The organism is Planomonospora sp. ID91781, assembly GCF_015711595.1.
GTDB lineage: Bacteria > Actinomycetota > Actinomycetes > Streptosporangiales > Streptosporangiaceae > Planomonospora > Planomonospora parontospora.
Window position 1 is genome coordinate 2,474,523 of record NZ_JABTEY010000002.1, and the last position, 23,004, is coordinate 2,497,526.

Annotated in this window: 11 protein-coding genes; 4 read left to right on the forward strand and 7 right to left on the reverse strand. The window is 74.9% G+C overall.

Annotated elements, in window-relative coordinates; translation table 11 throughout:
* Positions 1–2: 2 nt before the first annotated feature.
* From HS048_RS30095 to HS048_RS30125, 7 genes are read right to left on the reverse strand one after another with little or no spacing between them, the layout of a single operon-like run.
* Positions 3–206, reverse strand: coding sequence for an MbtH family NRPS accessory protein (locus HS048_RS30095; protein WP_230881929.1), 204 nt, complete (start codon positions 204–206; stop codon positions 3–5).
* Positions 203–5,650, reverse strand: a complete 5,448-nt coding sequence (locus HS048_RS38585) for a type I polyketide synthase (RefSeq protein WP_196469376.1) — start codon at positions 5,648–5,650, stop codon at positions 203–205. The genes HS048_RS30095 and HS048_RS38585 overlap by 4 nt, the downstream gene beginning before the upstream one ends.
* On the reverse strand, positions 5,640–9,140 hold the full coding sequence (locus tag HS048_RS30105; protein WP_196469377.1) for a non-ribosomal peptide synthetase: 3,501 nt from the start codon (positions 9,138–9,140) through the stop codon (positions 5,640–5,642). Before HS048_RS30105 ends, HS048_RS38585 begins: the two co-directional genes overlap by 11 nt.
* Positions 9,137–11,524, reverse strand: coding sequence for a lantibiotic dehydratase (locus HS048_RS30110; RefSeq protein ID WP_196469378.1), 2,388 nt, complete (start codon positions 11,522–11,524; stop codon positions 9,137–9,139). Before HS048_RS30110 ends, HS048_RS30105 begins: the two co-directional genes overlap by 4 nt.
* The gene (locus HS048_RS30115; RefSeq protein WP_196469379.1) at positions 11,521–13,854 is read right to left on the reverse strand and encodes a lantibiotic dehydratase; all 2,334 of its coding nucleotides are present in this window, start codon (positions 13,852–13,854) and stop codon (positions 11,521–11,523) included. Before HS048_RS30115 ends, HS048_RS30110 begins: the two co-directional genes overlap by 4 nt.
* Positions 13,851–14,615 carry a thioesterase II family protein gene (locus HS048_RS30120; RefSeq protein WP_196469380.1) on the reverse strand — a complete coding sequence of 255 codons (765 nt, stop codon included), beginning with the start codon at positions 14,613–14,615 and terminating at the stop codon, positions 13,851–13,853. Before HS048_RS30120 ends, HS048_RS30115 begins: the two co-directional genes overlap by 4 nt.
* Positions 14,612–18,244, reverse strand: a complete 3,633-nt coding sequence (locus HS048_RS30125) for a beta-ketoacyl synthase N-terminal-like domain-containing protein (protein ID WP_196469381.1) — start codon at positions 18,242–18,244, stop codon at positions 14,612–14,614. Before HS048_RS30125 ends, HS048_RS30120 begins: the two co-directional genes overlap by 4 nt.
* A 227-nt stretch (positions 18,245–18,471) precedes the next feature.
* Here HS048_RS30125 and HS048_RS30130 point away from each other — a divergent pair, with 227 nt between their 5' ends.
* The 4 genes from HS048_RS30130 (at position 18,472) to HS048_RS30145 (ending at position 22,955) form a co-directional block, all read left to right on the forward strand.
* Positions 18,472–20,403 carry a BTAD domain-containing putative transcriptional regulator gene (locus tag HS048_RS30130; protein WP_196469382.1) on the forward strand — a complete coding sequence of 644 codons (1,932 nt, stop codon included), beginning with the start codon at positions 18,472–18,474 and terminating at the stop codon, positions 20,401–20,403.
* A gap of 156 nt (positions 20,404–20,559) precedes the next feature.
* A complete protein-coding gene (locus HS048_RS30135) occupies positions 20,560–21,144 on the forward strand; it encodes a cysteine hydrolase family protein (RefSeq protein ID WP_068904302.1) in 585 nt (194 codons plus the stop codon).
* Positions 21,145–21,156: 12 nt separating this feature from the next.
* The gene (locus HS048_RS30140) at positions 21,157–22,098 is read left to right on the forward strand and encodes a GlxA family transcriptional regulator (protein ID WP_196469383.1); all 942 of its coding nucleotides are present in this window, start codon (positions 21,157–21,159) and stop codon (positions 22,096–22,098) included.
* Positions 22,077–22,955 (forward strand): MBL fold metallo-hydrolase, encoded by an 879-nt coding sequence (locus HS048_RS30145; RefSeq protein ID WP_196469384.1) that lies wholly within the window; start codon positions 22,077–22,079, stop codon positions 22,953–22,955. Before HS048_RS30140 ends, HS048_RS30145 begins: the two co-directional genes overlap by 22 nt.
* The last annotated feature ends 49 nt before the right edge of the window (positions 22,956–23,004 follow it).

Below are 23,004 nucleotides of genomic sequence, written 5' to 3' on the forward strand. Positions count from 1 at the left end.
CGTCACCCGCCCTGGCGCAGGCTGAGCGGGCGCATGTCGGTCCACACCGTCTCGATGTGGTCCAGGCATTCCTGCCGGGTCCCGCGGAAACCGGCGTCGTGCCAGCCGGCGGGGAGGTCCCGCCCCTCGGCCCAGATCGAGTACTGCTCCTCGTCGTTGCGCACGACCAGGTAGGGGTGGTCGGTCATGGTTCCTGCCTCGTTCATCTGCGGTCCAGTTTGGGGATGGTGGTGGCCGGGCGGGACTGCCCGGCGTCGCCGCCGGCGGCCCGCAGCCGCTCGACGACGACCGCGAGCTCGGCCACGGTCGGAGCCTCGAACAGGCTGCGCATCGGCAGCTTCACGCCGACGGCCTTGCGCAGGGCGGAGACGAGCTGCACCGCGATCAGCGAGTTGCCGCCGAGCTCGAAGAAGTCGTCGTCGACGCCGACCCCCGGCACGCCGAGGCCGTCGCTCCACACCCGCGCGATGGTCGCCTCCAGCTCGTTGCGGGGCGCGGCGCGCTCGTCCCCGGCCGACTCGGTCCCGGGACGCTCCTCCGCCCCGGCGTCGCCCGCGACGGCGTCGGCGGTCCTGGCCCTGGCCCGTTCGGCGAGCTCGGCCACCGGCAGCGGGTTGATCACGACCTGCGGGCCGAGTCGCGCGGCCAGCACCCGGCGGAACGCCTCGGCGCCGTCCACGGGGGCGATCCCGCCCTCGGCCGGGGAGCCCGGGGACGCCGCCGCGGCGGTCCCCCCGGTCGCGGCACCGGTCGCGGCACCGGGGGCGGGAGCGGCGAGGTCGCCGGTGACCGCGTCGCGGTTCACCCGGCGCAGCGTGAAGTCGCCGATCTCCACCAGCACCCGGCCGTCCTCGCCGAACAGCGTCAGGTCCGCCGAGACCACGTCGTCACCGCCGTCGGCGTAGCGCAGGTGGCTCCAGAACCGCGCGGGCAGCGCCCCGCGGACCAGCACCCTGCCGTAGGAGAGCGGCAGGTAGCTGCCCTCGCCGCGCCCCTCGCCGAACGCGGTCGCCACGTCGAGCAGCGCCGGGTGCAGCACCCAGCGGTCCAGGTCGGCCAGGGCGGCCTCGGGCGCGACGATCCGGGCGAGTTCCTCGTCCGGGCCCACGTGGTGCTCGGCCAGCGCGTCCCAGCGGGGGCCGAAGCTGAGCATGCTGGTGCGTCCGGCCCCGGAGCCGCCCCCGGTCCCGGGTCCGGTCCCGCGCGCGGAGCCCGGCCGGCAGCGGGCCGCGATCGGCCGGGCGTCCGCCTCCTCGGCCGGGGCGAGGCGCACCCAGGCGGCCGAGCCGCGCACGTGCGCGGCGGAGCGGCCCGCCGTACGGCTCACCACCCGGAAGTCGGCGCCGCCGTCCGGTGAGGCGGTCAGCTCCACCCGGTACTGCGCGGTGCTCCCGTCCGGGACGGAGAACGGCTCCAGGAACGCCACGTCCCGCAGTTCCACGACGTGGTCGGCGTCCGGGGCGGGCAGGCACGCGGCCACGGCGGCCCGGACCGACTCCAGGTGGCCGGTGCCGGGCACCACCGGGACCTCGCCGATGCGGTGCTCGTCGAGCAGCCAGTGCGTGGCGGCGGAGACCGGCCCGTGGCACCCGGCCGCCCCGTCCGGGCCGGTCACCCGGGTGGACAGGACCGGGTGGTCCAGCGGTTCGGCGACCCCGCCGCGGGCGGCGCGGAACCCGTCGGGTGCGGACACCTCGACGGCCATGCCGACCTCGGTCCAGCCGCCCCAGTTCTGCGAGACGACGGGCGCACGCCAGCCGTGGGCGCCGCGGGCGTAGGCGTCGAGGAAGCCGTTGGCCGCGCAGTAGTCGACCTGCCCGAAGCCGCCGACCACCGAGGTCACCGAGGAGCAGAGCGCCACCCAGTCGAGCGGGAGGTCGCCGAAGGCCTGCGCCAGGGCGAGTGTTCCCGCGATCTTGGGTGCCAGCACGGCGGTGGCCGCGGCGCGGTCCTTCACCTCGGCCATGCCGCCGCCGGGCAGGCCTGCGGCGTGCACGATGCCGTCCAGCCCGCCGAACTCGGCGTCGATCCGCTCGCGCACCGCGGCCAGCTCCGCCGGGTCGGTGACGTCCGCGGCCAGCACGAGCACCCGGGCCCCGGCCTGCTCCATCCGCCGGATCGCGAGGATGGCCCGGCCCGTCCTGTCGGTGCCGCCGTGCACCGCCAGGTGGGCGTCCCACTCCTCACGCGGCGGCAGGCCGCCGCGGCTGAGCAGCGCCAGCCGGGCGCGGGCGCGGTGCGCGAAGTCCTCGGCGAGGGTGATGCCGATGCCGCCGGTGCCGCCGGTGATCAGGTACCGGCCCTCCTCGCGGACCACCGTGCCGCTCGCGGTCTCCGCGTCCAGGGACACCTGGGTGTGGTCGGTGACCCAGCGGCGGCCGGCGCGCAGCGTCACCTCCGGCTCGTCGGCGGGCCGCAGCAGCTCGGCGACGAGGTCGGCCGTCTGCGCGGCGCCCTCCTGCGGGTCGGCGTCGATGTGGCGGACGGTCAGGCCGGGCAGTTCCAGCGGGACCACCCTGACGATGCCGGCGAGGGTGGCGTGTTCGGGGCGGGTCAGGTCGCCCTGGGCGTCCGAGGTGCCCGACGACACCACGTCGAGGTGGACCCCTTCGGCCGCCCCCGCGCCGGCCAGGGCCTGGACCAGGCTCAGCAGGTCGAAGAAGCCCCGCTCCTGCGCCTCCCAGGTGGCGGCGATCCCGCCGTCCGCGGGCGGGCCGTCCAGCGCCAGGGCGTGCACGATCCTGGCGGGGACGCCGCCGGCGAGCAGCGCCTCGTGGTCGCCGGCTCCGGCCGTCCGCACGGTGGCGCCCCGGGCGCGCAGCTCCGCGACGAGCTCGTCCCCGCGGGGCCCGTCGGCCAGCACCAGGCAGTCGCCGAGGTCGGTCCGCCGGGGGTCCGGGGCGGCCTGGCGCCAGGTGGGCACCGCGAACCAGTCGGCCAGCGGCAGCGGGCCGGCCGGTTCACGGTGCCGGACCGGGCCGGCGGCGGCCTGGTCGGCCGGGTCGGCGTCGATCCAGTAGCTCCGGCGCTCGAACGGGTAGGCCGGCAGCGGCACCCGGCGGCCCGCCGCGCCGAAGCCGTCGGCCAGCGGCACTCCGGCGGCCCACAGCGTGCCCGCCGCGTCGTAGAGGGTGGCGGCGTCCCCGGTCCGCTCGCCGGGCCCGGGCAGGCTGGGCAGCGGCGCGGGCGCGCCCTTGGGCAGCTGCATCCTGGCCAGGCCGGCCAGCTGCCGTCCGGGCCCGCACTCCACCAGCAGCGGCGGCGTGTCGCCGTACGCGGCGTACAGCCCGGCGACGCAGGCGCCGAACCTGACCGGCTGCCGCAGGTGGTCCGCCCAGTACGCCGGGTCCGTCGCCTGCTCGGCGGTGATGGGCCGGCCGGTGACGTTGGACCAGAACGGCAGGCGCGGGGCGTGCCGCGGCACCGAGGCGACCAGCGCGGTGAACTCCGCGAGGATCGGCTCCATCATCGGCGAGTGGAACGCGTGCGACGTGCGCAGGGCCTTGCAGCCCACCTTCTCGGCCTTCAGCGTCTCGGCGAACGCCTCGATCGCGTCCGCGGGGCCGGCCACCACGCAGGTGCCGGGCCCGTTGACGGTCGCCACCGACACCCCGTCCGGCAGCCGGCCGGCCAGCTCCGACTCGTCCCGCTGGACGGCGAGCATCGCACCCGGCGGCATGGACTGCATCAGCGCGCCGCGGGCGGCGACCAGCCGCACCGCGTCGGCCAGGGTGAACACCCCGGCGAGAGTGGCGGCGACGTACTCGCCGATGGAGTGGCCGATCATCTCGGCCGGCCGCACCCCCCAGCTCTGCCACAGCCGGGCCAGCGCGTACTCCACCGTGAACAGCGCCGGCTGGGTGTAGCGCGTCCGCCGGAGCGTCTCCTCGGCGTCGGGCGCGCCGCCGAACATCGGCTCGCGCAGGTCGAGGCCGAGGTGCTCGGTGAGCAGGCTCGCGCACTCGTCGACGGCGGCGGCGAACACCGGTTCCGTCCGGTACAGCTCCGCGCCCATGCCGGCGTACTGCGCGCCCTGCCCGGAGAACAGGAAGGCCACCGCCGGAGAGGAGGCGCCGGCCTCTCCCCTGCGCCGGCGCCTGCGGTCCCGCAGCGCGGCGACGGCGTCGGCCCGGTCGGCGGCCGCCACCGCGGCCCGGTGCGGGTACTCCGTCCGGCCCGCCCGCAGCGTGTGGGCCACGTCGGCGAGGTCGAGGTCCTCGTGGGCCGTCAGGTGCTCGGCGAGCCGCTCCACCGCCTTGTCCAGCGCGGTCGCGGTCCTGGCGGACACCTGCAGCAGGTGCGCGGGCCGCGGGGGACGGGCGCCGGCCTCGACGCGGGGCGCCTCCTCCAGGACCACGTGCGCGTTGGTCCCGCCGATGCCGAAGGAGCTCACCGCGGCGCGCCGCGGGCCGCCGTCCGTCTCCCACTTGCTGAGCGTGGACGCCACGTAGAACGGGGTGTCGTCGAAGTCGATCGCCGGGTTGGGGCGCTCGTAGTTGATCGTCGGCGGGATCAGCCCGTTCTCCAGGGCCAGCACCGCCTTGATCAGACTGATGATGCCCGCGGCCTGGCTGAGGTGGCCGATGTTGGACTTCACCGAGCCGATGCCGCACCAGCCGCGGTCCCGCGTTTGCCGCGTGTAGACCGTGGACAGCGCGGTCACCTCGATCGGGTCGCCCATCGCGGTGCCGGTGCCGTGCGCCTCGACGTAGCCGATCGTGCGCGGGTCGATCGCGGCGACCCCGAGCGCCTGCGCGACCGCGGCGGCCTGCCCGTCGACGCTGGGGGCGGAGAAGCCGACCTTGCCGGCGCCGTCGTTGTTGATCGCGTTGCCGCGTACCACCGCGCGGATGTGGTCGCCGTCGGCGAGGGCGTCCTCGAGCCGCTTGAGGACGGCGACGCCGACGCCGCTGCCCCAGACGGTGCCGTTCGCGTCGGCGTCGAACGGCCGGCAGTGGCCGTCGGGCGAGGTGAACCCCTCCACCCCGATGTATCCGGTGGCCGGCGGGTGCTCCACGTTCACCCCGCCCGCCAGGGCCATGTCGCACTCGCCGTTGCGCAGCGCCTCGCAGGCGAGGTGGAGCGCGACCAGCGAGGTGGAACAGGCGGTGTGCAGGGTCAGGCTGGGCCCGCGCAGGTTCAACCGGTACGACACGGTGGTGGCCACGTAGTTCGGCGAGTTGGCGGTGGCGAGCCCGATGCCGTGGCGGGTGTCCCACACCCGCCTGTTGCGGGCGAGGTTCTCCCAGAGGTACTGGTTGCCTCCGGTGCCCGCGTAGACGCCGATGGCGCCGTCGTAGCGCGCCGGGTCGGTCCCGGAGTCGTTCAGCGCGGCGTAGCACGACTCCAGGAACAGCCGGTGCTGCGGGTTGAGGATCTCCGCCTCCCGCGCGGTCAGGCCGAACAGCCCGGCGTCGAACTGGTCGTACCCCTCCACGTAGGGCGCCTTCGACACCCAGCTCGGGTCGTCCACGTCCTCCTCGGGGACCCCGCGGGCGATCTGCTCCTCGCGGGTGAAGTCGGTGATCGATTCGACGCCGTCGACCAGGTTGCGCCAGAACTCGCCGATGTCGGCCGCGCCCGGCACCCGGGCGGCCATCCCCACGATCGCGATGGGTTCGACGCCTTCGTCGTTGACGTCACTGATCATGGTCGTTCTCCTGTCCGGTGGTGCTGTGGACGCGTCGTGCGCGTCGGGTGCGGTTGCGCCGCGCCTCGGCTCGCGAGATCGCGCGGGCGAGTTCGGAGTCGCCGTCCGGGGGGTCGTCCGCGGCGCCGCCCGCCCGGGCGTCGAGGTGGGCGGCGAGGGAGCGGACGTTCGGATGGCGGAACAGGTCCACCATCCGCAGCTCGCCGCCGAGCCGGGCGCGCAGCCGGGCGTGCACGGCGGCGAGGGCCAGCGAGTGGCCGCCGATGTCGAAGAAGTTGTCGCCGGGGCCGACGCCGTCCCGTTCCAGGACCTCGCACCAGATCTCGGTGATCAGCCTCTCGGTGGCGGCCGACCCGGTGCCCCGGCTCCCGGGCGGCGCCGCGACCGGGTCGGCGACCCGCATGGCGCCGAGCGCGCCGTCCGGCGTGACCCGTGCGGGCAGGGCGACCTCGCCCACCGGGACGGCCGGGTCGGCGGCCAGCGCGCCGACCGTGCCCACGTAGTCGGCGAGCATCGCGCCGACCCTGGCGGCGTCGAACAGGTCGGGGTTGTAGACGACCTCCACGGAGAACCCGCCGTCCCGCTCCGCCACGTACACGGTCAGGTCGAACGGCGACCCCGGCTTGTCCACCTCGATCGTCTCGCTGCTCAGCCCGGGCAGGTCCAGCCGGGGCTCGGCGAGGTTCAGCACGTTGAACACGACCTGCACCAGCGGGGCGCGGGAGGGGTCCCTGGGGATGCCGAGCTCCTCGACCACGCGCTCCAGCGGTGCGGCCGGGTGCGCGGCGGCGTCCAGCAGCTCGCGGGCGCACCGCCGTACCTGGGTGGCGAAGTCGTCGCGCCGGTCCGGCCGGAGCCGGAGCGGGACCATGTCGACGAAGAACCCGACCAGGTCGTCGAAGGCGGCCACCCTCCGGTCGGCGACGACCGCGCCGATCACGTGGTCGTCCGCGCCGGTGAGCCTGCGGAGCAGCTGGCCGAGGCCGGCCAGCAGCACCCCCGCCGGAGTCACCCCGAGGTCGGCGGCGAGCGCGCGGACCGCGGCGTCGGCGGCCGGCGGCAGGAGCACGCGGGCCTCGGCGCCGCGGTAGGTCTGCACGGCCGGGCGGGGCCGGTCGCGGGGCAGGTCCAGCACGGTGGGCGCGCCGGCCAGGTGCCCGGCCCACCAGGCCAGGTCCGCGTCGCCGTCGCGGCGGTCCCGCCCGGCCCGCCAGACCGCGTAGTCGGCGTACGACGCCCGCAGCGGCGCCCGGTCCGCCGGCCGGCCGGTGGCGGCGCTCGCGTAGGCGGCGGACAGGTCGGTGTAGAGCGTGTCCCGGGACCAGCCGTCGAACACCGCGTGGTGCAGGGTCAGCGCCAGCACGTGCTCGCCGGGGCCCAGCGCGTACAGCCGCGCCCTCCAGGGCGGGCCGTCCGCCAGGTCGAACGGCTCGGCCGCACCGGCCGCCAGCCGGGCGCGCAGCTGCGCCGCGCCGTGTCCGGTCAGGTCCACCACGGTCAGGTCCACGTCGGACGGCGGCTCGCAGACGGCGTACGGCACGCCGGACTCCTGCCGGATCCGCCAGCGCAGCACCTCGTGGCGCTCGGCGACGGCCCGCAGCGCCGCCCGCAGCGCCGGCACGTCCAGGGGCCCGCGCAGCCGTTCGGCGAGGGCGATGTTGTACGGCGCGGCCTCGGGCGCCAGCTGGTCCAGGAACCACAGGCGGCGCTGCGGCGGAGCCAGGGTCGGCGGGTTGCCGGAGGTGAGCTCCGGCCCCGTCCGCCGGGCGGCCTTGTCGAACCGTGCGGCGATCTCCCGCAGGGTACGGCCGGCGAACACGTCCTCCACCGACACGTCCAGGCCCAGTTCGTCGCGGGCGGCGGCGACCAGCCGCATCGCGGTGATCGAGTCGCCTCCGCTCGCGAAGAAGTCGGCGCCGACGCCGAGGCGCCGCCACACCGCCGCGAGCGCCCGTTCGGTGGGCGTCTCCCCCTCCGCCGGGTCGCCGGCCGGGCGTCCTTGCGCGGCCAGCTCCCGCAGCCTGGCCCTGTCCACCTTGCCGGAGGGGTTGAGCGGCAGCTCGGGCAGGCGCAGCACGCGTCCCGGCAGCATCGCCGCGGTGAGCCGCGCGGCCGCGTACCCCGGATCGGCGGGGGCGGCCTCCGGTGTGAGGAACGCGACCAGCTCCAGGTCTCCGCCGGGTCTCGGGACCGCCTCCACGGCCGCCCGCGCCACGTCCGGATGCTCCTCCAGGACGGACTCGACCTCGCCGAGCTCGATCCGCTGGCCGCGGATCTTGACCTGTCCGTCGCGGCGGCCCAGGTAGACGAGCCGCCCGTCGTCGGCGTACCGCACGATGTCGCCGGTCCGGTAGAGCCGCGCGCCCGCCTCGCCGGAGAACGGGTCGGGCACGAACGCCTCGGCGGTCAGCGCGGGCCTGCCCAGGTAGCCGCGGGCCACGCCGGGACCGCCGATCAGCAGCTCGCCCTCGGCGCCGGGCCCGACCGGGCGGAGCCGGTCGTCGACGACGTGGCAGCGGTGACCGGGCGTCGGGTGGCCGATCGGCACCGGCGCGGCCTGCGGCGCGGTCAGGTCGCCGGTGACGGCCAGCACCGTGGTCTCGGTGGGCCCGTAGGAGTCGATGAACCGGCGGCCCGGCGTCGCCCACCGGTCGACCAGCGCGGGCGGCACCGCGTCGCCGCCGCACATCACCAGGCGCCAGTCGGGCAGTGCGGCGGGGTCGAGCAGGGACAGCACGGCCGGGGTGACGAACCCCCAGGTGACCCGGTGCCCGGCGATGAAGCGCTGCAGCCTGGCCGGGTCGGCGCGGTCGGCGGCACCGGCCAGCTGCACCGCGCCGCCCACGGTCAGCGGCACGAACAGGTCGATGACGGAGGCGTCGAACCCGAAGGACGCGATCCCCAGCGCGCGGGTGGTCCGGTCGGCTCCGGTGCTCGCGGCGCACGAGACGACGAAGTCGGCCAGGTTGCGGTGGGTGACGAGCACGCCCTTGGGCCGGCCGGTGGAACCGGAGGTGTAAAGCACGTAGGCGAGGTTGTCCGGCGCGGCCGGGCAGGCGGGCACCGCGGACAGGTCGACCGCTTCGGCCGGGCCGGGTACGGCGACGCACCGCAGGCCCGCCTCGCCGGCCGCCTCCGCTCCCTCCCGGTCCGCCACCACGATCTCCAGACCGGCGTCGGCGGCCGTGTCCCGCAGCCGCAGCCGCGGACCGGCCGGATCCAGCGGCACGTAGCAGCCGCCGGACAGCAGCACGCCGAGGATCGCGACCGCCGCGGCGGGCCGCCGCTCCACGCAGAGCCCGACCCGGCTCTCCGGCCCGACGCCGAGCGCGCCGAGCCGGGCGGCGAGCGCCGCGGCGCGGCCGGCCAGCTCGCGGTATGTGATCTTCTCGTCCCACTGGGCGACCGCGACCGCGTCCGGCACGGCGCGGGCCCGCGCCGTGATGAGGTCGGCGACGGTCGCCTCGGGAGGGGGCAGGTGGTCGTTCATCGCGCACCGCCTGGGGTGTCGGGGTCGGTGATCTGCAGACGGAGCTCGCTGAAGTAGCGGTTGCCCGCGTGGTCGGGGACCCAGGCCTGGTCGGGGGTGGGCAGGGCCTCGGTGATCGTCACGGACGCGCCGTCTCCGGCGGTGCGCAGCATGGTGCACAGGACGCCGACGTAGTGGGGGCTGGTCAGGTCGGAGTAGCAGGGCTTGACCTCGGTGCCGATCTTGATGAAGACCCGGTCGGGCAGGCCGAGGCGTGCGCGCCAGGCGCGGGTGGCCAGGTAGCGTTCGCGTTCGTCGGTGACGGCGGCCAGTCCCGTCTCGGCGACGGTGGTGCGCCAGGTCTCCCGGGCGATCACCAGCCGGTCGATGGTGATCCGGGGGGCGTGCGGCGCGGGCGTGGTGAGCTTGAACGCGTCGACGGCGAGCCCGTTGAGCATCCCGGCGAACATCTCGATCAGCGGCCAGCGGTGCCCGTCGGGGGCCGTGGCGACCAACTCGCCGTCCTCGTCCGAGACGGTGACCGCGGTCGCGGGCAGCAACCGGTCCGGGTCGGCGCCCGGTGCCGCGGCGAACCCCAGCAGCCGGTCGGTGACGCCGGTCAGCGACGCCGCCACCCGTCCCGTCTGCCGGGGCCAGGCGGCGGGGTACAGCAGCCGGACCCGGTGCTCGCCGACGTCGGCGGACAGCTCGTCCCGCAGCCGGTGGACCTCGGGGTGCCAGACGGTGAAGAGGTCGCAGTCGAACGTCGGCCACGCCGCGTGCAGCTCACCGAGGACCACCTGGTAGTCGCCGCGGTTGATCGCCTCGACGTCGGTGGCGCAGATCTGCAGGTCGGGGCTGTGCAGCCGGGCGGTGGACCAGCCCGGCCGCCGCGCGGGGAACAGCCGCGCCACCGCCTCGGCCAGGTCGGCGGCGGACAACTGGACCCGGGCGCTGTCCTGCTCCAGGCCGAACAGGCTCTCCCAGCGCCGGGTGAACGCCTCGGCGACGTCGTCCGCGGGGCGTCGCCCCTCGCCCCAGAACAACCCCTGGGCCAGCGACATGAGATCGGCCAGGCTCACCGGGCCGTCGCCGGTGTCCTCCCGCAGGTCGTCGTGGAGTTCGCGCAACGCCGTGGCGTAGGCGTCGGCGAGTTCGGCGGTCAGCCAGCGGGCCGCGGTCAGCGTGACCGCCAGCGGCGCCGCGAGCTCGTCCAGCAGGGCCGTGCCGACGGTGACGTCCAGATCCCGCGCCGTGTCCTCGTAACACAACGTCCGACCGGCGTACATCTGCCCGTCCCGACGCCGCGGCACACCCCCCGTCAACGCCGTGAACTCCGCATCCAACCCGGCCAGCGCACCCTTCAACGCCGCAGCGTCCCCCGCCGCCGCCGCGACCGCCTCCCGCGCCGCGCACAACCGCGCCAACCCCGCCGCGGCCTCCCGCCGGACATCGAGATCACCGATCGCCGCGATCCGGGTGCGCAGCACCTCCTCGGCCTCACGGCCCACCGGCAAAGCCGCGTCCCAGGTGATCAGCTCACGCTCCACCAGCCGCTCCAGCAGCAGGTAACCGTCCTGCGGCCGATCCAGCCCCGCCACCACCTCCACCGCCGGGGTACGCCCGTCGCAGCGGGCCAGCACCTGCGCCTCCACCGCCGACAACGGCAACGGCGGCTGCAACGGCCGCAGCAGCGACCGCCCCCGCACACTCAACTGCGGCAACAGCATCGGCGGCCACCAGCACCGCACCCGCCCATCAGCCGCCAGATGATCCGCATAAGCGGCAAGGGCCCAGCCCTCCAGGAACACCCGCCGCTCCCGCAGCAGACCCGGCCCGACCCGCACCTGCAGCGCCCGCCCGGAACCCGAACCGGCACCAGCACCGACCTCGACCCCGGCACCCGGAGCGAGGCTGGCACCGGCATCGACACCCGGATCGAGATCGACCCCAGCATCGACACCAGGACCCGGGGCATCACCGACCCTGACCCAGCAGACCGGCCCGAAGAAACCGATCGTCTCGTTCTTGGCGCAGTACCGCTGCCAGTACCGCACCACCGCCCGCTCCCGATCCCGCCGCCGCACGTTGCGCACCGCCCGCGGACCACCCGCCACGATCCCGTCCAACGCCACCAGCACCCCGGGGTTCTGCCAGGTCACCGCCTCCCGGAACAACGGATCAGCCGCGATCCGCCAGATCCGCTCGGCCCCCGCCGCGACCGCCCTAGCCAGCGCCTCGTCGAACACCTCCACCGCGCCCCGGCCCGCCAGCAGCTCATCGGCCGCCCCCGCCGCCTCCGGCGCCGCGAACACCTCCAACCCACCGGCCGGAAAACCCGTCGTCCGCAGCAACGCATCCGACCACACCGACCAACCCGTCCCACCCAGACCCACCTTCGTCACCGCGCACCCCCCGCGATGCCGGAGTCGGTGATCTGCAGACGGAGCTCGCTGAAGTAGCGGTTGCCCGCGTGGTCGGGGACCCAGGCCTGGTCGGGGGTGGGCAGGGCCTCGGTGATCGTCACGGACGCGCCGTCTCCGGCGGTGCGCAGCATGGTGCACAGGACGCCGACGTAGTGGGGGCTGGTCAGGTCGGAGTAGCAGGGCTTGACCTCGGTGCCGATCTTGATGAAGACCCGGTCGGGCAGGCCGAGGCGTGCGCGCCAGGCGCGGGTGGCGAGGTAGCGTTCGCGTTCGTCGGTGACGGCGGCCAGTCCCGTCTCGGCGACGGTGGTGCGCCAGGTCTCCCGGGCGATCACCAGCCGGTCGATGGTGATCCGGGGGGCGTGCGGGACGGGCAGCGCGAGCTTGAACGCGTCCATCAGCTGCGTGCTGAGCATCCCGGCGAACATCTCGATCAGCGGCCAGCGGTGACCGTCGGGGGCCGTGGCGACCAACTCGCCGTCCTCGTCCGAGACGGTGACCGCGGTCGCGGGCAGCAACCGGTCCGGGTCGGCGCCCCGGGCTCTGTCGACGCCCAGCTGCCGGTCACCGGGGCCGTCCAGGCCATGGGCGGCGCGGCCGGTGTTGCGGGGGTAGTCCTCCGGATACAGGATCCGGATCCGGTCCGGACCCAGATCGAGGTCGTAGTGGGCGCGCAGCCGGTCGGGGTCGGGGTGGAACGGGCTGAACAGCGCGCTGTCGAACGGCGTCCACGCCGGGTGCAGCTCACCGAGGACCACCAGGTGGTCGCCGCGGTTGATCGCCTCGACGTCGGTGGCGCAGATCTGCAGGTCGGGGCTGTGCAGCCGGGCGGTGGACCAGCCCGGCCGCCGCGCGGGGAACAGCCGCGCCACCGCCTCGGCCAGGTCGGCGGCGGACAACTGGACCCGGGCACCGCCCTCGGCCGCGGGCCGTACGCCGATCAGTTCGGCCCAGCGCCGGGTGAAGTCCTCCGACACCGCGTGGAACGGGCCCGCGCCCGGGGCGAACAGCAGCCCCTGGGCGAGGTACCAAAGGTCGGCCAGGCGGACCGGGCCGTCGCCGTCCTCCCGCAGTTCGTCGTGGAGCTCGCGCAGGACCGTCTCACCCGCGCCGGCGAGTTCGGCGGTCAGCCAGCGGGCGGTGGTGAGGATGACGTCCAGCGGCGCCGCCACGGCGTCCAGCAGGGCCGTGCCGACGGTGACGTCCAGATCCCGCGCCGTGTCCTCGTAACACAACGTCCGACCGGCGTACATCTGCCCGTCCCGACGCCGCGGCACACCCCCCGTCAACGCCGTGAACTCCGCATCCAACCCCGCCAGCGCACCCTTCAACGCCGCAGCGTCCCCCGCCGCCGCCGCGACCGCCTCCCGCGCCGCGCACAACCGCGCCAACCCCGCCGCGGCCTCCCGCCGGACATCGAGATCACCGATCGCCGCGATCCGGGTGCGCAGCACCTCCTCGGCCTCACGGCCCACCGGCAAAGCCGCGTCCCAGGTGATCAGCTCACGCTCCACCAGCCGCTCCAGCAGCAGGTAACCGTCCTGCGGCCGATCCAGCCCCGCCACCACCTCCACCGCCGGGGTACGCCCGTCGCAGCGGGCCAGCACCTGCGCCTCCACCGCCGACAACGGCAACGGCGGCTGCAACGGCCGCAGCAGCGACCGCCCCCGCACACTCAACTGCGGCAACAGCATCGGCGGCCACCAGCACCGCACCCGCCCATCAGCCGCCAGATGATCCGCATAAGCGGCAAGGGCCCAGCCCTCCAGGAACACCCGCCGCTCCCGCAGCAGACCCGGCCCGACCCGCACCTGCAGCGCCCGCCCGGAACCCGAACCGGCACCAGCACCGACCTCGATCCCGGCACTCGGAGCGACCCCGGAACCGACGCCGACCCAGCAGACCGGCCCGAAGAAACCGATCGTCTCGTTCTTGGCGCAGTACCGCTGCCAGTAGCGGACCACCGCCCGCTCCCGATCCCGCCGCCGCACGTTGCGCACCGCCCGCGGACCACCCGCCACGATCCCGTCCAACGCCACCAGCACCCCGGGGTTCTGCCAGGTCACCGCCTCCCGGAACAACGGATCAGCCGCGATCCGCCAGATCCGCTCGGCCCCCGCCGCGACCGCCCTAGCCAGCGCCTCGTCGAACACCTCCACCGCGCCCCGGCCCGCCAGCAGCTCATCGGCCGCCCCCGCCGCCTCCGGCGCCGCGAACACCTCCAACCCACCGGCCGGAAAACCCGTCGTCCGCAGCAACGCATCCGACCACACCGACCAACCCGTCCCACCCAGCTCCACCTTCGTCACCGCGCACCCCCCGCGGTCATGAGGTCCGCTCTGAGGAGGGCGGCCAGTTCCGTCAGGCGGTCGTGGATGAAGAAGTGGCCGCCGTCGATGCGGTGCAGGACGAATCCGGCGGTGGTGTGCCGCTCCCAGCCGGCCGACTGCTCCACCTGAACCGCGTGGTCGAGCGCGCCGGCGAAGGCCACGATCGGTACCGGCAGCGGCGGTTCGGGACGGTACTCGTAGCCGTCCAGCCAGGTGAAGTCCGCCCGCAGCGCGGGCAGCAGCAGCTCCAGCAGTTCGGGCTCGCCGGCGACCGCCTCGGGTACGCCGCCCCCGGCCACGACACGGGCCACCAGTTCGTCGTCGGAGACGCGGGAGAGCCCGTCGAACGCACCGGATCCGTGCAGGTGCGGCGCGCGTGCGGCGCCCGCGTACAGCCGCACCGGCAGCGGCGCGCCGGCCCGGCGCAGCCGCCGGACCGCCTCGAACGCGAGCCGCGCGCCCAGCGAGTGCCCGTACACCGCGTAGGGACGTCCGTCGGCGGTCACGGCGTCGGCGACCGCGGCGGTCAGCTCGTCCAGGTCGATCTCGGGCGGTTCGGCGATCCTGTTCTCCCTTCCCGGCGGCTGGACGGCCAGGACCTCCACGTCGGGGGCGAAGGAGGCGGGCCACGGGTGGAACACCCCCGCGCCCGCACCGGCGTACGGCAGGCAGAACAGCCGGACCCCCGCCCGGGGCAGCGGTCGCGGGCACCGGAACCAGCGGGCCGTCAAGGTGTTCATCGGGTGCCTCCCGGCGGGTCGATCCAGTGGCGCTGCCGTTGGAAGGGGTAGGTGGGCAGCGGTATCCGCCGTCCCCGGACGGCGGAGCCGGACGGCGGCGCCTCCGGCGTGCCGGCCGAGGAGGGCAGCCGATCGGGGTCCAGCGCCGTGATCGCCTCGGCCAGGTCGCGGCATTCCACGACGACCCGGTGGGCGAAGGAACGGCGTCCTGCCGTCAGGGTGTGCGCCACGTCGGCGATCCGCAGCTCCGGGTCGGCGGCCAGGTGGTCGCGGAGCCGTGCGATCGCGGCGCGGAGCGCCCGGGGCGAACGGGCGGAGACCGGGAGCAGGTACCGGGCGCCGGGGGCGGGCGCCGGGGCCGGCGGCCGCGGCGGCGCTTCGGCCACCAGGACGTGCGCGCCGGTTCCCCCGATGCCGATCGCGCTGACCCCGGCCACCCGCCTGCGGCCGTCCGGCCAGTCCGTCGTCTTGGCGGGCAGGTGGAACGGTCCGCGGTCCAGGTCGAGCTGCGGGTGGGGCGAGCCGACGTGCAGGTTGCCGGGGATCTTCCCGTGCCGTACCGAAAGGACCGCCTTGATGAACCCCGCGATCCCGGAGGCGGCGTCGGTGTGGCCGATGTTGGTCTTGACCGAGCCCAGCGCGCAGTAACCGGTGCCCCGCGCGCCGGCCGCGCGGAAGGCCCGGGTCAGCGCTTCGACCTCGATGGCGTCCCCCAGCGGCGTGCCGCTGCCGTGCGCCTCCACCATGCCGATCTCGTCGGGGGGGATCCCCGCGTCACCGAGGGCCTCGGCCACCGTGGCCGCCTGCCCGGTCAGTCCCGGTACGGCGAAGCCCGCCCGGGCGGCGCCGTCGTTGCCGACCGCCCATCCGGGGATGACGGCGTACACGTGGTCGCCGTCGGCGACGGCGTCGGCGAGCCGTTTCAGCGCCACCACGCCGCTGCCGCTGGAGAATCCGGAACCGTCGGCCGCGGCGTCGAACGCCCGGCACCGGCCGTCGGGAGAGACCATCCCGCCGGGGGTGTGCCGGTGCCGGGGCCAGGTGACGGTGACGCCGCCGGCGAGGGCGAGATCGCAGCGGTGGTCGGCGAGGCTCTGGGCGGCCATGCACACCGCGACCAGGGAGCTGGAGCAGGCGCTCTGCACGGCGACCGCCGGGCCGGTCAGGCCGAACCGGTAGGCGACCTGCCCCGGCAGGTGGTCGGAGCGCTGGTGGGGCAGGATCCGCCCCTCCCAGTCGTCGGGGTCGTCGGGGGCGCCCGCGGCGGGGTTGCCGAACAGGTGGAACAGGAAGTACCGGTTGGCGGAGGTGGAGGTGAACACGCCGATCTGGCCGTCGAACCGGTCCGGATCGCATCCGGCGTCCTCCAGGGCCTCCCACGCCGTCTCCAGGAACAGCCGGTGCTGCGGGTCGGTGCGGGCCGCCTCGTCGGGGGTGAATCCGAAGAACTCCGCGTCGAAGTCCTCCACTCCGTCCAGCCGGCCTCCGGCTCTCACGTGCGCGGGGTCGGCGAGCAGTGCCGTACCGATGCCCAGCTCACGCAGTTCCGCGTCGGAGTAGTCGTGGACGGCGTCCACTCCCTCGGACAGGACGGACCAGAACGCCGCCGGATCGGGCGCGCCGGGGAACCGGCAGCCCAGACCGACCACCGCGATGTGATCGTCGAACTCACCGGGCTCGTCGAACTCACCGGGCTTGTCGAGATCGCCGAGATCGGCGGGCTCCTCGGGACCTCCGGGATCGCCGGGACCACCCGGGCCTTCGAGGTCGCCCGGGCCGCTCGCCCCGGAGGTGGGAGGGCCGCCCGTACCGGAGGTGCGGGGACCGGTGGTGGGGCCCGCGGCCAGGAGGCGGGCCTGCGCCCGCACCGTGGTGTGCTCGAACAGCGCCATCATCGGCACCGGCGTCCCGAGTACGTCGGTCAGCCGCTGCTGGAGCCGCCCGAGCAGCAGGGAGTGTCCGCCGGCGTCGAAGAACGGGTCGGTCACCCCGACCCGGGTCACCCCGAGTACGTCGCACCAGGCGTCGTGCACCGCGGTTTCGGCGGGTGTGGCCGGGCGTTCGCCCGCGCGGGCGGTCCCGGGCGCGGGCAGGGCCCGGACGTCCACCTTGCCGGTCGGGGTGAGCGGCATCGTGTCGAGCACGACGATCACCGCGGGCACCAGGTGGTCCGGAAGGGTCTCGGCCGCGGTCCGCCTCAGGGCGGCCGGGTCCAGGACCGCCCCTTCGGCGGGCTGGACGTGGGCCACGAGCCGGTCGCCGTGGAGCGTGACAACGGCTCGGGCCACCCCGGGCCGTCCCGTCAGGTGCGTCTCCACCTCGGCCGGTTCGACGCGGAACCCGCGCACCTTGATCTGCCGGTCCAGCCTGCCCAGGCAGACCAGGGTGCCGTCGGGCAGCCTCCGGCCGAGGTCCCCGGTGCGGTAGATCCGCCTGCCGTCGTCGTCGGCGGTGAACCGTTCGGCGGTGCGTTCCGGGTCCCGCCAGTACCCCAGTGCCAGGTGGGGGCTGCGAACGGCGATCTCGCCCTCGTCCCCGTCGGGGTTCAGCAGCACCGTCTCGTAGCCCGGCAGCGGACGGCCGATCGGCACGAGGGGACCGGCCGCCGGATCGGCCGGCGACCCGGAGCCGGATGCCGGTTCCGCGCCCGGCTCGGTGCCCGGGGCGGCGTCCGGCTCGGCGTCCGGGGCGAATTCGGGCGAGTCGAAAGTGGTCCGGTAGTGCGTGACGAAGGTGGCCTCGGTCGCGCCGTAGCCGTTCACGAACAGGCAGGCGTCGGCGAAGCGTCCCCGGCCCGCGGTCACCTCGGACCTGGTCACCCGCTCCCCGCCGAGCAGTACGGCGCGCACGGAGGGCAGTCGCCCGGCCGGTCCGAGGGCGTCGAGCACGTACCGGTAGAGCGTCGGGGTGGAGTGGTAGACAGTCACCTCCCGGTCGGCCAGGCGGCGTACCAGCTCGCCCGGTCCGAGGGCGCGGACGTCGATCGGCACCAGGGTCGCGCCGGTCAGCAGCGCGGGGTAGATGTCCGGTACGGAGGCGTCGAAGCTGACCGAGGCGAGCAGGCTGAGCCGGTCGCCGGAGGTGATCGAGAGGCTTTCGACCTGGTTGCCGACGCAGTGCATGAGGTTGCGGTGGCTCTGCGCCACTCCTTTGGGCGTGCCGGTGGACCCGGAGGTGTAGCGCAGGTAGGCGAGGCCGTCCGGTTCGACCGGCGTGGCCGTCGGCGTCGCCGGCGTCGCGTCCTCGACGAAGACCACCGGGCGGTGCCGGCCGGCGAGGAGGGTGCGGGCGAGCGTCTCGTGCGCACGGGTCGTGACCAGCACGGCCACATCGGCGTCGCCGAGCATGTACGCCAGCCGCGGCGCCGGATACGAGGGGTCCAGCGGGACGTAGGCGCAGCCGGAGAGCAGGGTGCCCATGATCGCGGCGATGGTGCTCGCGTCATGGCCTAGCAGCAGGCCGACGCGTGCTCCCGCGTGTCCCCCCGACGCGGCGACGAGCCGCTGGATCCCTCCGGCCGTCAGAGACAGCTCCGCGTAGGTTAACGGAGAGTCACCTGAATACACCGCAATACGGCCGGGACTTCCGCTTACAACGTCGAGGAATCGGCTGGTTACAATGTGTTGCATTACCGCAATTCCTGCATTTTGCTAACGATCTGGATTCGCCGGTAACCCGTGCCACCTCGCATAACCCCCGAGGCACGTCTCGCGGCCCGCTGACACAGGGAACGCTAAAGGCGGGGCATTTCGGATCATTAGCCGTAAGATTGCGGCGCCCGCAATCGCGGCCACATATCGCTAAGAGTGACCTTTTCGTGACGATCTCACGAAGGGTCCAAAGCGGAGGAACAGCCATGACCGCTGACGAAACTGTTCCCGTTCACAACTTCCAGGTCCTTGGACCGCTCCGCTTCACCCTGGACGGGGTGACGGTGGCACTGCCCGCCCGTCACCCCCGGATGCTCCTGGCCGTCCTCCTCCTGCACAACGGCGAGGCCGTCGCCGAAGGACGGCTGCTGGAACAGGTGTGGGGGCCCGGCGCCAGCAGCACGATCGCCCTGCGCACCGCCGTGTCCCGGTTGCGCTCCTGGCTGCACGACGAAGCCCGCGGGGTGGCGTCCATCGACCACGCCGACGGCGGCTACCGGCTGCGCCTGCCGGACCACTACGTCGACGCCGCCCGGTTCCGCGCCGCCCTGGCCGCCGACTCCGACGCCGCCGGGCTCGACCCCCACCAGCGCATGGCCGCCCTGATGAACGCGCTCGAGGAGTGGCGCGGCCCGGTCCTGGACGGCGCCCCCGAGGAGATACGGGAGGATCCGGCGGTACAGACGCTGGACGACGACCACGCCACGTGCCTGCAGAGGCTGGCCGCGCTCGCCATCTCCCTGCAGACCCCCGACCTGCTGCTGTCCAGGACCCGCGCGCTGGCCTGGTCCCGGCCGTTCGACGAGCCGCTGCACGCGCGGCTGATCGAGCTCTACGCCGCCTGCGGCCGGCCCGCCGAGGCGCTCATGGAGTACGAGCGGCTGAGATCACGGCTGGCCGACGAACTGGGCGTCGCTCCCAGCGCGGAGGTGCAGCGCGCCTACTTCACCGTGCTGGCCCAGGACCCCCCGCAGCCGCCTCCGGCCGATCCGGCCTCCGGCAAGGGCTGGAGACACCGGCTCGCCCCCCGCCAGATCCCGGCCGACATCGCCGACTTCGCGGGGCGGGAGAAGGCGACCGCCACGCTCCTCGACCATCTCGGCGGCCTGCTCAACGACCCGGAGCGACCGGCCACGCTGGTCGCGGGCGTCACCGGCCCCGCCGGAGTCGGCAAGACCACCCTGGCCGTGCACGTCGCCCACCGGCTGATGCCGGCCTACCCCGACGGTCAGCTCTACGCCGACCTGCGGGGCACCACCGCCGCCCCCGAATCCCCCGCCCGCGTGCTCGGCCGGTTCCTGCGCGCACTCGGGGTCGGCAAGCACGACGTCCCGGACGACCTGGCCGAGCGCACGGCCCTCTACCGCAGCCTGGTCAGCGGCCGCCGCCTCCTGGTGGTCCTGGACGACGCCGCCCGGGAGACCCAGGTGAGACCGCTGCTCCCGGGCTCCTCCCCCTGCTCGGTGCTCATCACCAGCCGGCACCGGATGGGCGCCGTCGGCGGCGCGAAGATCGTGGACCTCGACCGGCTCCGCGAGGACCACGCCGTCCAGCTGCTGGCGAGCATCGCCGGTCACGAGCGGGTGGCCGCCGAGCCCGACGCCGCGGTCGAACTGGTCCACCTGTGCGGCGGGCTGCCCCTGGCGGTGCGCATCTGCGGGGCCCGCCTGGCCGCCCGCCCCCACTGGCCGCTCGTCAAGCTGGTCGCCCTGCTGCGCGACGAGCGCCGCCGGCTGGGCGAGTTGAGCATCGGGGACCTGACCGTGCGGGACGGCCTGGAGCAGAGCCACGGCCGGCTCGGGGAGGAGGCCCGGCGGACGCTGTCCGCGCTGGCCAAGCTGGGGCCGGTCGAGTTCTCGGCCGGTACCGTCGCCGCCGTCTGCGGTCTCGACCACACCGTCGCCGGCGACCACCTCGACACCCTCGTCGAGGCCGGGTTCGCCTCAGTGGTCGGCTCCGGCCGGGCCGGTCAGGTCCACTACCGCCTCGACGACCTGGCCCGGTCGTTCGCCCTCGGCCTGGACCCGGTACGGCTCTCCCGTGCCGAGAACGGGAGACCGGCTCGCCTGTACCGCTTCGGACCCCGTCGCACCGGGCCCGGCCCCGGAACTCCCCGGAGCGGCTGCGCGGCCCGGTGACGCTCGTCGGCCACCCGCCGCGCATCCGTCCGGGGCCGGGGCGCGGCGGACCGTCCGGCCGTCCGGGGCCGGGGCGCGGCGGACTGTCCGGATCGGTCCGGACGCCGACCGGATGACGCCTTCAGCCCGCGGCCCCTGATCGTCAGGCTGGAGGGCATGACCAGCGCCCTCGTCGTCATCGACGTCCAGAACTCCTTCCTTCAGCTCCCCGACTGGCGGCACACCTCGCGGCCGGACATCGTCCACCAGGTCAACCGCCTGGCCGCCGCCGCCAGGAACGCGGGGGACGCGGTCGTGTGGGTGCTCGGCTCGCGCCCCGGGTCGGGCTCCGTCTTCGACCCGGCCCGCGGATTCGTCCGCCTGATGGACGGCATCCGGCCGCTCGACGGCGAGCCGGTCCTCACCAAGACCGCGCACAACGCCTTCACCACCACCGGCCTGCACCGGTTCCTCACCCTGCGCGGCGTCAGGAGGCTGACCGTCTGCGGCATCCGGACCGAGCAGTGCTGCGAGACCACCGCCCGCCTCGCCTCCGATCTGGGCTTCGAGGTCGACTTCGCCATCGACGCCACCGCGACCACGCCCATCCCGCACCGCGACGCCCCGGACGACGCGCCCTTCGGCGAACTCGTCCGGGACCCCCGCACGCTCGGCGTGGACGAGATCATCTCCCGCACCGCGTACGCTCTGTCGGGCCGTTTCGCCACCATCAGGACCGTGGACGAGCTCACCGGGAACTAGGAGGTACCGGCCGTGCCCCGAGTCGTCTTCCTGCTCGTCCCGCGGGTCCATCTCCTCGACGTGGCCGGGCCCGCCCAGGTCTTCTCCACCGCCGACGACCTCGGCCACCCCTACACCCTCACCTACGTCGCCGAGGAGCCCGAGGTCGCCACCGTCCAGGGGCTCGTCCTGCGGACGGAGACCGCCTGGCCGTCCCTCGCCCCCGACGATCTGATCGTCGTGCCCGGCTGGCGGGGCCCGACCCGACCGGCGAGCGCCGGGACGTTGCGGCGCCTGCGCGACCACCACGCGTCGGGCGGCACGGTCGCCGGCGTGTGCGCGGGCGCCGACGCGCTGGGCCGCGCCGGACTGCTCGACGGCCGCCGCTGCACGACCCACCACACCGTCCAGGACGAGCTCGCCCGCCTCCATCCGCGGGCGGAGGTCGTGAAGGACGCGCTGTACGTCGAGGACGACCGGATCGTCACCTCGGCGGGCGTGGCCGGCGGAATCGACGCCGCGCTGCACCTGGTCGCCGCACGCCACGGACCCCGCGCCGCCGGGGAGGCGGCCCGCGCCATGCTCGTCCACATGCACCGCGACGGTACGGCGGATCAGGTCAGCCCGCTGCTGCGGTGGCGTTCGCACGTGGACGAGACGGTTCACCGCCTGCAGGACCTGATCGAGACCCGCTTCGCCGAGCGGCTGCCGCTGAGGCTGCTCGCCGAGGCCACCGGCTGCAGCGAACGGACCGTGACCCGGCTGTTCAGCCGGGCGACCGGCCTCACCCCCCTGGCCTACCAGACCGCCCTGCGGCTGGAGCGCGCCGGGCACCTCCTCGAGAGGGGCGCCACGGCCGAGACCGCCGCGCGCGCGGTGGGATTCGAAGACGCCCGGGCACTGCGCAGGCTCCGCGCCCGGCCCGGCAGGACAATGCACTCGAAGGAGGCGTCATGGACGCAGGCACACCCCTGATCGACTTCACCGGGGCGACTCCGCAGCCCCGTGCGCTGGACGTCCGGTGGATTCACGGCTCACCGTCGGCCAAGCACAACACCGATCCGGACATCCAGGTCCACGCGTACGACGAGCACACGTTCATCCTGCGGCAGAACATGGCGATCGACTACGAGGCGCCGTTCCTGTTCCTGCTGTTCGGGAACGCACGGGCGGTGCTGATCGACACCGGCGCCACGGCGTCGGCCGAGTTCTTCCCCCTGCGCCGGGTGGTCGACGAACTCGTCACCGGCTGGCTCGCCCGCCACCCCCGGGAGGGGTACCACCTGCTGGTGCTGCACACCCACCCGCACGGCGACCACGTCGCCGGCGACGCCCAGTTCGCCGACCGCCCCGACACCACGGTGGTCGGCGCGGACCTGGCCACCGCCTGGGAGTACTTCGGGTTCGGCGGGGACCCCGACGCCGTGGCCCGGGTCGACCTGGGGGGCCGCGTGCTGGAGTGCCTGGCCACCCCGGGCCACCACGAGGCGGCGGTCACCTTCTACGACCGGTGGACCGGGTTCCTCCTCACCGGCGACACGGTCTACCCGGGCCGCCTCTACATCCAGGACTGGCCCGCCTTCACCCGGAGCATCGACCGCCTGATCGACTTCTGCGACCGCCGGCCGGTCACCCACGTGCTCGGCTGCCACATCGAGATGACCAGGCAGCCGGGCGTGGACTATCCGATCCGCACCACCTACCAGCCCGACGAGCCCCCGCTGCAGCTGACCACCGGGCACCTGCGCGAGATCCGTGCGGCGATCGAGGAGATCGGCGACCGGCCCCGCCGGCGCGCCTACGCCCTCTTCGTCCTCTGGCCGAACCCGTGAGCGGCACGGGCGCGTCGGACCTCCTGCCCGGTGCGCCGTCGTCCCCGGC